This window comes from Mucilaginibacter sp. GW822-FHT03E02 (assembly GCF_058801545.1).
Map to the genome: position 1 here is coordinate 4,841,441 of NZ_JBXANJ010000001.1, position 13,602 is coordinate 4,855,042.

The 13,602-nt window shown below is 40.6% G+C and carries 13 protein-coding genes; 8 read left to right on the top strand and 5 right to left on the bottom strand.

Annotated features, from left to right (window positions below):
- Positions 1–194 precede the first annotated feature (194 nt).
- The 5 genes from AC1RM2_RS20045 to AC1RM2_RS20065 all read left to right on the top strand — a co-directional run bounded on the left by AC1RM2_RS20045 (position 195) and on the right by AC1RM2_RS20065 (position 5,216).
- The gene (locus tag AC1RM2_RS20045) at positions 195–338 is read left to right on the top strand and encodes a hypothetical protein (protein ID WP_158642931.1); all 144 of its coding nucleotides are present in this window, start codon (positions 195–197) and stop codon (positions 336–338) included.
- Between the two features lie 340 nt (positions 339–678).
- Complete coding sequence (nth, locus tag AC1RM2_RS20050; protein WP_492986933.1) at positions 679–1,437, top strand: endonuclease III; 759 nt, start codon at positions 679–681, stop codon at positions 1,435–1,437.
- Positions 1,438–1,621: 184 nt separating this feature from the next.
- The gene (recA, locus tag AC1RM2_RS20055; protein WP_492986934.1) at positions 1,622–2,644 is read left to right on the top strand and encodes a recombinase RecA; all 1,023 of its coding nucleotides are present in this window, start codon (positions 1,622–1,624) and stop codon (positions 2,642–2,644) included.
- 388 nt (positions 2,645–3,032) lie between these two features.
- Positions 3,033–4,673 carry an ABC transporter substrate-binding protein gene (locus AC1RM2_RS20060; RefSeq protein ID WP_492986935.1) on the top strand — a complete coding sequence of 547 codons (1,641 nt, stop codon included), beginning with the start codon at positions 3,033–3,035 and terminating at the stop codon, positions 4,671–4,673.
- A 96-nt stretch (positions 4,674–4,769) separates the two neighbouring features.
- Positions 4,770–5,216 (top strand): hypothetical protein, encoded by a 447-nt coding sequence (locus tag AC1RM2_RS20065; protein ID WP_492986936.1) that lies wholly within the window; start codon positions 4,770–4,772, stop codon positions 5,214–5,216.
- A gap of 78 nt (positions 5,217–5,294) precedes the next feature.
- Here AC1RM2_RS20065 and AC1RM2_RS20070 read toward each other — a convergent pair whose 3' ends face one another.
- The gene (locus AC1RM2_RS20070; protein ID WP_492986937.1) at positions 5,295–7,562 is read right to left on the bottom strand and encodes an aconitate hydratase; all 2,268 of its coding nucleotides are present in this window, start codon (positions 7,560–7,562) and stop codon (positions 5,295–5,297) included.
- Between the two features lie 306 nt (positions 7,563–7,868).
- Entirely contained in the window at positions 7,869–8,243 is a 375-nt protein-coding gene (locus AC1RM2_RS20075) for a four helix bundle protein (RefSeq protein WP_492986938.1), read from the bottom strand.
- Positions 8,244–8,260: 17 nt separating this feature from the next.
- Between AC1RM2_RS20075 and AC1RM2_RS20080 the strand changes: the two genes are divergently transcribed.
- Complete coding sequence (locus AC1RM2_RS20080) at positions 8,261–8,470, top strand: hypothetical protein (protein WP_492986939.1); 210 nt, start codon at positions 8,261–8,263, stop codon at positions 8,468–8,470.
- On the opposite strand, the gene AC1RM2_RS20085 is transcribed toward AC1RM2_RS20080, so the two are convergent.
- Positions 8,448–9,083, bottom strand: coding sequence for a polysaccharide deacetylase family protein (locus AC1RM2_RS20085; RefSeq protein ID WP_492986940.1), 636 nt, complete (start codon positions 9,081–9,083; stop codon positions 8,448–8,450). The two genes, AC1RM2_RS20080 and AC1RM2_RS20085, sit on opposite strands and share 23 nt — an antisense overlap.
- A gap of 94 nt (positions 9,084–9,177) precedes the next feature.
- On the opposite strand from AC1RM2_RS20085, the gene AC1RM2_RS20090 reads away from it, so the two are divergent.
- On the top strand, positions 9,178–10,626 hold the full coding sequence (locus tag AC1RM2_RS20090; protein WP_492986941.1) for a TolC family protein: 1,449 nt from the start codon (positions 9,178–9,180) through the stop codon (positions 10,624–10,626).
- Positions 10,627–10,665: 39 nt separating this feature from the next.
- The gene (locus tag AC1RM2_RS20095) at positions 10,666–12,012 is read left to right on the top strand and encodes an efflux RND transporter periplasmic adaptor subunit (RefSeq protein WP_492986942.1); all 1,347 of its coding nucleotides are present in this window, start codon (positions 10,666–10,668) and stop codon (positions 12,010–12,012) included.
- Positions 12,013–12,323: 311 nt separating this feature from the next.
- On the opposite strand, the gene AC1RM2_RS20100 is transcribed toward AC1RM2_RS20095, so the two are convergent.
- Complete coding sequence (locus AC1RM2_RS20100; protein ID WP_492986943.1) at positions 12,324–13,160, bottom strand: type 1 glutamine amidotransferase; 837 nt, start codon at positions 13,158–13,160, stop codon at positions 12,324–12,326.
- Positions 13,144–13,560: a hypothetical protein gene (locus AC1RM2_RS20105; RefSeq protein WP_492986944.1), complete on the bottom strand. Its 417-nt coding sequence runs from the start codon at positions 13,558–13,560 to the stop codon at positions 13,144–13,146. Before AC1RM2_RS20105 ends, AC1RM2_RS20100 begins: the two co-directional genes overlap by 17 nt.
- Between the last annotated feature and the right edge of the window lie 42 nt (positions 13,561–13,602).

Below are 13,602 nucleotides of genomic sequence, written 5' to 3' on the forward strand. Positions count from 1 at the left end.
TAACTTTATTAATCACATTTCCAGCTAATTAAATAATCAGGAAAAATTAATTAATAAAAAATATTTCATTTAATTTTCATCTAACAAAATATTATCTTTAAGCCACCGTTATAAATCGTATAAAAATTACAGTAATAAAGCTTATGGATGAAACCTTTACAAGAACGTTGAATGCTAATGCTAACCAAGCTGAAATGAACGATAATGTACATTTAAACCTGGACGCCGACGAGTTGATTTTTTACAATTCAATTCGCGCCGATTTGGACCTTTTGGCTAAGAAGCCCAAAGTGCAAACCATACACCAGATACTGGACTATTCGAAGAGCCTGCGTTAAGCATTGCACCCCCTCACTGGTTCATAGATCATAAATTGTTGATTACGGTACCCGATGTGAATCGATCCTGCCAAAAATCCGATAAATGATTTATGAACCTTTCTATTTTATGTTAGTTCATTGGTTCATTGTCGCTGCGCTTGTTCATTAGTTCATTGGTGGATAGTTCAATATTTTTAGTGGTTTTGCCAATTGCAATTTATTGAGCATAATTGCAGTATATTGATTATGCCCATTTTTTCTGCCACCATCTACTAATGAACCAGTGAACCAATGAACTAAATGTGCAGCTACCAATGAACTAATGAACAAGGCATAGCCGATAATGAACTAATGAACCATGTTAAAAGCCGATCGCTACAAACACTTTGTTGAATACTTTTCTAAAAATCAACCCAACCCTGTTACCGAGCTACATTATGATAATCCGTTTCAATTATTGGTGGCGGTTATTCTGTCGGCGCAATGCACAGATAAACGCATTAACCAGGTAACGCCTGCGCTGTTTGAACGCTTCCCTACGCCCGAAGCATTGGCTGCATCAACACCCGATGAGGTTTTTACTTATATCCGTAGTGTAAGCTATCCTAATAATAAGGCAAAGCACCTGGTGGGTATGGCCAAAATACTGGTAGATGTATTTAACAGCGAGGTGCCATCGGGCATAGATAACCTGCAGAAAATGCCGGGCGTTGGCCGTAAAACCGCCAATGTTATTGCATCTGTAGTATTTGAAGAGCCGGCAATGGCGGTAGATACACACGTTTTTAGGGTAGCCAACCGCATAGGTTTAACCAATAACGCAACTACGCCGCTGGCTGTTGAAAAGCAATTAATACAACATATTCCTAAAGAGCATATAGCCGTAGCCCACCACTGGCTTATACTTCATGGCCGGTACATTTGTGTGGCCCGCAGCCCCAAATGTGATATTTGCCCGCTTACCTGGTTTTGCAGGTATTATGAACGAAACAATACAGAAACCGCTTTATTGAAAGCCGAGGCCGCAAAGATTAAAAAAGCCAAAGAAGCCAAAAAGAAAAAAGCTTTGAATACGATAAGCAAGGAACTGAAGAAAAGGAGCGTGGAGAAGGGTTAATTTGGTGAGTGGTTGATTAAGTTGATGGAGTGAGCAGTTAGTTTGTATATTTGACGCTATTCCGGCAGCTAAAACTTAATCAACCTAATCCACTAATCAACCACTCACTTCCCCCGAAAAATATTTACTAAAAAAATTAGTATTTTTAAATAATACATTTATATTTGCTAAAGATAATTTGAAGATGGCTAACACAGATAAAAATAACTCAGACAAATTAAAGGCATTACAGCTTACGCTGGATAAGCTTGAAAAATCATACGGAAAAGGCACCATCATGAAGTTGGGCGATTCTGTTATTGAGCCTACAGAGGTAATATCAACCGGCTCTTTGGGCCTCGACATCGCCCTGGGCGTTGGCGGCTTGCCTAAAGGCAGGGTTATTGAAATATACGGGCCTGAATCGTCAGGTAAAACTACTTTGGCTATCCACGCCATTGCCGAATCGCAAAAGAAAGGTGGCATTGCCGCATTTATTGATGCGGAGCATGCGTTTGATCGTTTCTACGCCAAAAAATTAGGTGTAGATGTTGAGAACCTTTTAATCTCGCAGCCGGATAATGGCGAGCAGGCATTGGAAATTGCCGATAACCTGATCCGTTCAGGCGCTATTGATATCCTGGTTATTGACTCTGTTGCCGCATTGGTGCCGAAGGCCGAGATCGAAGGCGAAATGGGCGACTCGAAAATGGGCTTACATGCACGTTTAATGTCGCAGGCCTTGCGTAAATTAACCGGTACAATCAGCAAAACGGGATGTTGCTGTATATTCATTAACCAGCTGCGCGATAAAATCGGCGTGATGTTTGGTAACCCCGAAACTACCACCGGTGGTAACGCTTTGAAGTTTTATGCTTCGGTACGTTTGGATGTACGCCGTATATCACAAATTAAGGATACCGACGAGGTTTCCGGTAACCGCGTAAAGGTGAAGATTGTTAAAAATAAAGTTGCGCCTCCGTTCCGTATTGCCGAGTTTGATATCATGTTTGGCGAGGGTATTTCTAAAGCCGGCGAAATCATCGACCTGGGTGTTGAATACAACATCATCAAAAAAGCAGGCTCGTGGTTTAGCTACGGCGATACCCGCTTAGGCCAGGGCCGCGATGCGGTTAAACAATTAATATTGGATAACCCCGAGCTGATGGAAGAACTGGAAACTAAAATTAAAGAAACCGTTACCGGCGAGCATTTAGCCGAAGCCTAACACGATTTTAGGATTTTGTAGGATTGACAGGATTTTTTTGAATGTCTGTTCAGTTTTGATGGTTTATAGATATTTGAAAGCCTCTCATTTTGGGAGGCTTTTTGTTTTTGTTGAAGCGGTGTAAGTTTAGTTCCCAGAGGGGTAAGTTGGGGTGTTGAGGAGGTGTTGAAAGGTACCGGAAGGTGTGCGAAGAGGATTTGTAAGGTGATAAAATAAAGGCCTCGCTAAGCTGATTAAATGTGCGAATACGGAACCGTCAATTCCAATAAAAACAAAAAAATCAATAATTCAGTAATTCAATAAATCATTAATTGTAAACCTTCATCCCTGCGTAATAAATCACTAATGCGTCAGGCCGCTTGGTCAATAATTATTACATTAGCTTTTGATGAATAAACTGGTCTTATTGCTGTTTTTGGGATTGATGATCCAGCTTTCGGCTTGCTCTTCAAAATCTGCAAATTCGCATAAAACAGTTTTCAATATCAACCTGGAGGAGGGCCTCACCTCGCTCGATCCGGCTTTTTGCCGCAACCATTATACCATTTGGATGGATAACCAGGTTTTTAACGGCCTGGTACAGGTTAATGATAGTTTAAAAGTTACGCCGTGCATTGCAAAAAGCTGGGATGTTTCTGCTGATGGATTGCTATATACATTTCATCTGCGCAATGATGTTTATTTTCACGATGACCCGCATTTTAAAAACGGCGTAGGTCGAAAGGCTGTGGCATCTGATTTTGTTTACAGTTTCGGGAGATTGATAGATCCTAAAGTGGCCTCATCTGGCTCCTGGATTTTTAGCGATAAAGTAAAGGGCTGCGATGCCTTTACAGCGCCTAATGATAGTACGTTCCAAATCAGGCTAAAACAGCCGTTCGCGCCTTTTTTAAGCATGCTTACGGCGCAATATTGCTCGGTTGTTCCCAGGGAAGTTGTCGCGTTTTATGGTAAAGATTTCAGGAGCCATCCTATAGGCACCGGCCCTTTCCGGTTTAAATATTGGAAAGAGGGAGAGGTACTTGTACTGCTTAAAAACGATAAGTACTGGGAAACCGATAAAAATGGCCGGCACCTGCCGTATCTGGATGCCGTAAGGGCCACATTTATTGCCGATAAACAAACGTCATTTTTGGAGTTTGTAAAAAAGAAGCTTGATTTTTTGAATGATATAGACGGTAGCTATCGCGATGATATCCTTACCAAATCGGGCGCGGTAACACAAAAATATAAAGGTAAATTCATTTTAAATACGGCCCCCTACCTAAATACCATGTACCTTGGTATTTTGGTTGATAGTAATTTGGCCATCGTCAAAAAATCACCCCTGAAAATATTGAAAGTAAGGCAGGCTATAAACTACGCTATCGACCGCCAAAAGATGATTAAATACCTGCGCAATAGCATGGGAACCCCCGGTTATGCAGGTTTTATCCCCCAGGGTATGCCGGGTTTTGATGGTAAATGTGTTAAGGGGTACTCTTACGATCCTGATAAAGCCCGGCGGCTACTAGCCGAAGCCGGTTTTCCCGATGGTAAGGGATTACCAGAAATATCGTTGGCTACTACCGTAGGCTATCGCAGCCTGATTGAATATGTGCAAGGCCAGCTGGATAGGATAGGTATTAAGACCAGCGTAGAGATTACGCAGGGAGCGAGCCTGCGCGAATTGGTATCTAAAAATGGCATCAACTTCTTTTACGGTCAATGGATTGCAGATTATCCCGATGGTGAAAATTATCTGTCGGTCTTCTACTCTAAAAATAAAATCCCCTACGGTCCAAACTATACAGGTTTCAACAATAAAAAGTTCGATGCATTGTTTGAGCAAACCTACCAGGTAAAAAATGATTCGGCCCGCTATGCCATTTATCAGCAAATGGATAACCTGGTAATGGAGCAATCGCCGGTGGTTGTTTTGTACTATGATAAATTGGTAAACCTTTATCAAAATAACATATCAGGCTTTAGTTTGAATGGGCAAAATTTGTTGGTGTTGAAGAGGGTGGTGAAAGCTTCTCTAAATTAAATATTCTAATGCGTAATGCTTTGGTATTCAATTTGATAAAACAGTCGACTAACAGTAAGGCTTGAAAAAAGAGAATTCTGCTCTATATTTGCTTATATGAAAATAGATATTGAAGCTAATAAAAATAGTATTACTATTTACGTTAATAACAGGCAAGTTGGAGACTATCTGATTAAAGAGCTTGCTGCAACTCGGGGCTCAAATAAATTGTCAGATGTTATAATTCATTTTTCTGGCAAAACATATCCCGATATTAATTCTATGGAAAAAAGGAATGAATTGCTTATCCCTTTAGCCATAGAAATTGAAAAATATCATCAAAATAGAATCAATTGGTTTGATACATTTATGCTTGTCGAGGAAGAATTAAACTTGGCTGCCGATGATTCCTTTGACGAGGAAGAGGACTTCATGACCGAAGAGAATGTATGTAAAATATTGGATGATGAATATAGTATTCGTAGGGAAATTAAAAATTTAGATACGGAAAAGTTCGTTCAAACTTATTTGACAGAAAACCAATTGCCGTTATATAACAAGTAGTATATAATAACGCCAAGTACAACAAAAAAGCCTCCCCAAAGGGAGGCTCATATAATTAGCTTTCAGCTTTTAGTCTTATTAAGATGCCATTTGTTTACGAATGATGTTCAATGCACCACCTGCTTTAAACCACTCAATTTGCTGACCGTTGTAAGTATGGTTAACCGGGAATGATTCAACCGAGCCATCTTTGTGGTTTAACACAACGGTTAACTGTTTGCCGGGGGCGAATTCTGTTAAGCCGGTAATGTCAATAGTGTCGTCCTCCTGGATTTTGTCGTAATCGTTGTTATCAGCAAAGGTGATACCCAACATACCTTGTTTTTTAAGGTTGGTTTCGTGGATACGGGCAAATGATTTTACCAATATGGCACGTACACCAAGGTGACGTGGCTCCATGGCAGCGTGCTCACGTGATGAACCTTCACCATAGTTTTCGTCGCCTACTACTATTGATCCAATGCCATTTGCTTTATAAGCACGTTGAGTAGCAGGAACCGGGCCGTACTCGCCGGTCAATTCGTTTTTAACGCTATCGGCAGTGTTGTTAAAGTAATTGATGGCACCAATCAACATATTGTTTGATATGTTATCCAGGTGGCCGCGGAATTTTAACCATGGACCAGCCATCGAAATATGGTCAGTTGTACATTTGCCTTTTGCTTTAATCAGCAATTTAAGGCCTTTAATGTCTACACCTTCCCATGCGGCAAACGGCTCCAATAACTGTAAACGTGCCGATTTTGGATCAACCAATACCTGTACCTGGCTACCATCTTCGGCAGGGGCCTGGTAGCCGGCATCTTCAACAGCGTAACCCTTAACCGGCATTTCTATACCCAGTGGCTCATCAAGTTTAACTTGTTCACCATTAATATTGGTTAAAGTATCGGTAAGTGGGTTAAAAGTTAAATCGCCTGCAATGGCCAAAGCTGTTACAATTTCTGGAGATGCTACAAACGCGTGTGTATTAGGGTTACCATCCTGGCGTTTAGCAAAGTTGCGGTTAAACGATGTGATGATAGAGTTTTTGCGTGTAGGGTCGTCGGTATGACGGGCCCACTGACCAATACATGGTCCGCAGGCATTTGCCAATACCACACCGCCCATTTGTGCAAAGGTATCAAGGTAACCGTCACGGTCAACCGTATAACGCACAAGCTCCGATCCCGGGGTGATGGTAAATTCGGCCTTGGTAGTAAGGTGTTTATCGATAGCCTGTTTTGCAATAGATGCAGAACGGGTAATATCTTCGTAAGATGAGTTGGTACATGAGCCAATTAAGCCAACTTCTAATTTTGCAGGCCAGTTGTTTTCTTTAACAGCTGTAGCAAATTTAGATATTGGCCAGGCCAGATCCGGTGTGAAAGGGCCGTTAATGTGTGGCTCCAGTTCGCTTAGGTTAATTTCAATAACCTGGTCAAAATATTGCTCAGGGTTGGCGTAAACTTCTTCGTCACCCGTCAAGTGTTCTGCAATGGCGTTAGCCAATTCAGCAATATCGCCACGTTTTGTGCCTGTTAAATAGGTAGCGATTTTTTCATCGTAACCAAATACCGAGGTGGTTGCGCCAATTTCGGCACCCATGTTACAGATGGTACCTTTACCTGTTGCAGAAAGTGAACGTGCACCTTCGCCAAAATATTCAACAATAGCACCGGTACCACCTTTTACAGTAAGGATACCTGCTACTTTTAAAATAACATCTTTAGCTGATGACCAACCAGATAATTTACCGGTTAATTTAACACCAATTAACTTAGGGAATTTAAGCTCCCATGGTAAACCTGCCATAACATCGCAGGCATCGGCACCACCAACACCAATAGCTATCATACCTAAACCACCCGCATTTGGCGTGTGCGAATCGGTACCAATCATCATACCGCCCGGGAATGCATAGTTTTCTAACACTACCTGGTGAATGATGCCGGCTCCGGCCTTCCAGAAACCAATACCATATTTATCAGATACTGAAGCCAGGAAATCATAAACCTCGCGGTTAATGTCAATGGCAGTATTTAAATCGGCAACGGCGCCAACTTTTGCTTGTATCAGGTGATCGCAATGTACGGTAGACGGAACAGCAACCTGCGGACGGCCAGCCTGCATAAACTGCAATAAAGCCATTTGCGCTGTTGCATCCTGCATAGCCACGCGGTCGGGTGCAAAATCAACGTAATCCACACCGCGGCCAAACGCTGTCTTAGCGTCGCCTTCTGAAAGGTGGGCGTATAAAATTTTCTCGGTTAAAGTAAGATGTTTACCAGTCGCTTTACGGGCAGCATCCACGCGGGTGCTGTAGCGGTTGTAAACTTTTTTGATCATATCTAAATCAAAAGCCATTTGTATTTGATTTTTAGGTGAAAAGTAAAAGAAATTGACACTAAAATTGATTGTCAGAAACTTAGTGCGGCGAATTTACAAAATATAACATCTAATTAATAATCAAGGTTTCGTCAATTCTTATTTGGATAGGTTCTAAATTAGGTTATGGTTGATTAGGTTGGATTGAGTTGATTGGGTTGGATTGAGTTGGTTAGGTTGGATTGAGTTGATTAAGTCGGAATAAATTGGATTGGGTTGATTAGGTTGTGTCCATTCGATTCATTAATAACCTATTCAACTCAATCCAACTAATTAATCACTCACTCAACCTAATTCGTCATTTTTTTTCTTTTTGATAAATGATATATAACCATTCAATAATTTGAGGCATTGATCATAGTCGTTTTGAAATAAACTAAATATTTCATCGTCAATATAATTTTCGTCTTTTGCAATGATCATATGATCAAGTGTTTCTGATAACGAACCACGGGCTATAATGCAAAAACGAATATTATCCTGAAAATGGAAGCGACCGTGACCTTCAGCTATATTATTACCGATAGATCTGGAGCACCTGATTATTTGATCCGTTAGCCTGAATTTTTCTTCGGATGGAAATCTTTTAACTAAATCCGAAATAAATACCCTGATTTTTCGAGCTTGTTTCCATGTTTCCAATTCAGTAAATGATGCCATTTATTTATTTTTAGAATATGCCTTTATTGAAATGCAATAATTATTTTCAACCCAATCAACCCAATCAACCCAATCAACCCAATCAACCCAATCAACCCAATCAACCCAATCAACCCAATCAACCCAATCAACCCAATCAATCCAATCAACCCAATCAACCCAATCAACCCAATCAACCCAATCAACCCAATCAGCCCAATCAACTCAATCAGCCCAATCCAGCTTGATCAACTCAAAACTGTACCCCAAATTACTCCAGGCCTCCATCGCTCTTGGCAAAACATATTCCAACCTATCAAAGGCCTTCAAACTATCATGAAATGTCACTATTGATCCCGCTTCAGTATGTTTAAGTACGTTCCTCAAGCAGTCTTCCGGCTTCAGCCCAATGTCAAAATCGCCGCTAAGCACATCCCACATAATGATTTTAATATCGGGTTTAATAGATTTTAAATCCTTTATCTGTTGTTTTTTAATGCGGCCGTAAGGTGGCCGAAATAAATTAGTGTGGAGTATTTTATCTGCCGAGAGAAAATTATCAAGGTAAGTTTTGTTATCAGTTTTCCATCCTTTAAGGTGATTGTAGGTATGGTTGCCAATAGCGTGCCCATCATTAACTACCTGCTCAAAAATATCGGGATGTTTGCCTACATTGTCGCCAATACAAAAGAACGTTGCTTTGGCATTGTACTGTTTTAAAATATTTAAAACAAATGGTGTAACAATAGGTATGGGTCCATCGTCAAAAGTGAGATAAATACAACGGTTAGTTTGGTTTACATTCCAAATAAGCTCGGGATAAAGCTTTTTTAGCAGCCAGGGAGTTTTAACCAGGTACATATTCAAAACAAAAGTTAATGTTAAATTTTCCGGTAGATAGAAAACAACACCGCAAGGTAGTAATCAGTTGCTTACCATTGTATAGAAAAACCTTATGAAACTAAAATTTATACCATCTTTTAAAGCTACTGTAATTTGCGCCATCATGTTTTCGTCGTTAAGCTTCAGGGTTAATGCGCAGGAGGTAATATCGTTGCAAAAGGCTGTTGATATGGCCCTGGAGCGTAACCTTACCATCAAACAATCGCAGTTTACCGAGGCTTTGGATGATGAGACTTTAAAGCAGTCGAAATATAATCAACTCCCAAACCTTACCGCAGGCCCGCAGGCATCATTTAACTTTGGCCGTAACATCGACCCATCTACCAACCAGTTCATCAACCAGCGCATTTTTGCGTTAAATGGTACCATACAAACACAGGTAACCCTGTTTCAGGGTGGGCAATTGCGCAATACCATCATTCAGAACCGTTTATTGCTTGATGCCGATAAAACTGCCACAGCAAAAGTGAGGAACGACCTTATTTTAAATGTGGTTACTACTTATTTACAGGTATTAACCAACCAGGATTTGGTAAAAGCCGCTCAGCAGCAAATAGATGTATCTAAAATTACTTTAGACAGGGCACAAAAAAACTTTGATGTTGGCAACCAAACGCTGGCAGACCTTTCGCAGGCCAAAGCGACTGTATCTACAGCCGATTTGAACTACACCAATGCTCAAAATGCCTATGAAATTTCGTTGCTTACTTTAAAGCAATATATGGAAATGGCTCCGCAAACAAATATCGTAGTTGAGAAACCGGATATCAGCAAACTGACAGACATTCAAACATTATATAACGCGGAAGAAGTTTTAAAAACCGCCGAATCGGTTAACCCGGATCTGTTGCTGGCAGAGCAACGGGAAAAGGCCACTCAGCAGGGGATTAAAATAGCCCAGGGTAATTATTACCCAAGCGTAGTATTGTTTGGCCAGTTGGGCTCAAATTATTCAGACGCGCGTACTTTATTGGGAGGGATAACACCTACCGGAAGAGTTGATACCGTTGGTTTTGTTAATGGCAACCGGGCCCTGCCTGCTACTGTACCACAATATGCTGCTGTATATAATAAGTATCCTTTTTTTAAACAGCTTAGCGATAACTTTAACCAATCGGTAGGGGTTAGTTTGCAGATACCCATTTTTAACCGTTTTAGCTCACGTACATCGGTACGCAAAGCAAAAATACAGTATGAAAACGCTAAGGTAACCACACAACTTGCACGTAATAACCTGAGCAAGATTATTTACCAGGCGGTATTGGATGTAAAAGCTGCCGAAAAATCATACCTGTCATATACGCAAACTTACCAGGCCAATAAAGAAGCCTTTAATATTATACAACAGCGTTATAATGTTGGTTTGGTAAACTCGCTTGACTATAATACATCGTTAACCAACCTCAATAAATCGCAGTTTGATATGATCAACGCGCAATATATGGTTGTGTTTAGGGCGAAAGTGATTGATTACTACCTGGGCAAACCAATATCATTGTAAATAAAGAAACTAAAACCGTAAATATCCAAACTCATAATCATGGGAAAAACTACTAAATATATTCTGATAGGACTTGTCGCACTGATTGTTCTGCTGATCATTGCCAAAGTAACCGGCCTTATTGGTAAGCCACCTTTAACGCAGGTTGCCACCGAAAAAGCTGATACACGCGTTATTAACGAAACCGTATCTGCCAGCGGTAAAATAAAACCGCATATCGAAGTTAAAATAAGCCCCGAAGTATCTGGCGAGGTTGTTGAATTACCTATCAAAGAAGGTGATGTGGTAAAAAAAGGGCAATTACTTTGTAAAATCCGTCCTGATATATTAAAGTCGGGTTACGATAGGGCTATTGCATCATACAATACTCAAAAAGCCAGTGTAGGTAACTCTGGCCAGATGCTGAAACAGGCAGAGGCCACCTTTAACAACCAGGCAGGTATTTTTAAACGTAGCGAAGAACTTTATAAAAATAAAGTGCTTACTGTGTCTGAATATGAAAATGCCAAAGCTGCGTATGAAGGTGCTAAAGCTTCGTTAGAAGCTGCCAAACAAAATGTTATCGGCTCGCAATATGGTTTGGCACAGTCATCGGCTTCGGTAAAAGAAGCGCAGGATAACCTGGCTAAAACAACCATTTATTCGCCGGTTGATGGCGTAGTATCAAAACTATCTATTGAGTTGGGCGAGCGTGTTTTAGGTACCCAGCAATTTGCAGGTACCGAGATCATGACCATATCTGACCTGAGCAAAATGGATGTTAACGTTGATGTGAACGAAAACGACATCAACCGCATTTCGTTGGGCGATTCATCGAATATCGAGATCGACGCGTTTTTGGGTAAGAAATTTACAGGTGTTGTTTCTGAAATCGGAAGTTCGGCCAACGTGGTTGGTACCACTGCCGACCAGGTGACTAACTTTACCGTTAAAGTACGCATCAATGCAGATTCATACATGTCGTTATTGAAAAAAACGGCAGATAACCCATCACCTTTCCGCCCGGGATTAACAGCTACGGTTGACATTAATACCAACCAGGTAAAATCATTATCGGTACCTATTCAATCGGTAACCACCCGCGAGGAGAAAAAAGACCAAAACGGACCGCCTAAAAAGGACGACGACAAGAGTAAGCCATCAATTACACAGCCGTCAAAAGAATATGTATTTGTGTTAACTGCGGGTAACAAGCTAAAACAAGTGCAGGTTACTACAGGTATCCAGAATGATTCTTATATCCAGGTATTGAGTGGGCTTAAAGGAGGCGAAGAGGTAGTATCTGCCCCTTATGCTGCCATCACTAAAACGCTGGCCGATGGTATGATTATTGAAAAAGTTGATAAAGCGAAGTTGTTTAATGCTGATAACAGCAAGAGCAACTAACAAGAAAATATTTAATATTAACAAAGCCGCAGGCCTATTGGGTTGCGGCTTTGTTAATATAATTCTATTCTGTCTGAATCAGGATTTACAGGATTTTAGAATTTCCAGAATCGTTGCTGTAGTGTTGCGCAACAGGTGAAACAGTAAAAAATATCATTTATCTGATAGTCAACAAATTACGAATTTGTCATAAAATGAAAACCGCAACAAAACCGCAACAGCGGTGGTCATAGCGGGTTATCAGATCCATTGCTCTTTCAGGGTCTGCGGGTTTTACAACCATCTGGATTTTACTTCTTGTAATGATTTTCTTACGCCAACCCCTGCAAACTCATCACAGCCTGATCTAAAAAGTTAGGGATCAGCGTTTGTTGGGTGTGGCTAATTTTGTCAGGGTCGGCAAGGTGGCTCAGCATTTCCTTGTATTTTACGTCGCCGTGCTCGTTAATTACCTCATCTTTTTTGTCTTCCTTTAAAAGCAGGTTTTTCATGCCATTGGCGTCGGCTTCGGGATGAAATTGGGTAGCAAAGGAGTACTCGTCGAAACGAATGGCCATCATGGCCCGTGGCAAATCAATATGCGGGCGCTCTTTTTCGATAGCCACCAACTGCATATTCAATTCTTTAAACCGGTTTTCGTTCGGATTGATCACCTGCCAGCTTCTTGAATCAACCGCGTAAAATGGTTCGGCAAGGCCTTCAAACAGGGATTCGGTTAAACCGGCCCCGGTTTTATTTACCGGCAACACACCAAAAGATGGCGAACGGCGAGTGTTGATATCCCCCAGTTCGTATTTACGGCACATCAGCTGGAAAGAATGACAAACATAAAAAGAATGCTTTTTATCGGTAGTATTGGATAGATTGTGGTCTTCAAGCCTGTCTGTCAGCCTGAAATATTTCTTTTCCCATTCTGTGCCCTCATGTAAAGGGCTGCCGGGGCCCCCGCTTGATATGTAAATGTCAAAATCAAGCCCCGGCACCTCGCATCCCCTACGAACATCAAAAATTTTATAGGTGATATTTAAATCGTGTTTCGTTTTGTACCTGTTTAAAATATCCTGGAAACCGCGCATCCCCTCGTTCGCTATCCCATCATACAAATCAAGTATGGCTACTTTTATTTCCGGTTTATATTTTAAATTCATTCTTTAATTTCTTTTCTTGCATTTGCCTTTGAATGTCAAATTTGTCTTTTTCTTCAGTGCATTCTTCATTGTAGTAGTTTATTCTGAATGAAAACTTAAATGCACTGTCAGTCAAAAAAAAAGTATTTTCAAAAGAGAGTTTTGTTGCTGATAAGCAATGATTAAGCGCAGATATAGTCTTTGCCCTAAACATACCACATTCATCCACGTCATCAATAAAAATATAACAAAAATCATTGTTATTTGATGAGTTAAGGATTTCTGTTAAAAGCTTGGAATCTTTTAGCTCGGAATTTCCCTCTATCATTTCATAATCGGGCACAATAAACGGAAATATATCGTTTATGCTTCCAGTTATATCATCAGACTGCTCCAAATCAATATATTCCAGATCCTCCAAATTAAGGTTGATAAAAAACTGCTTATATTGCTTTAATTTGTG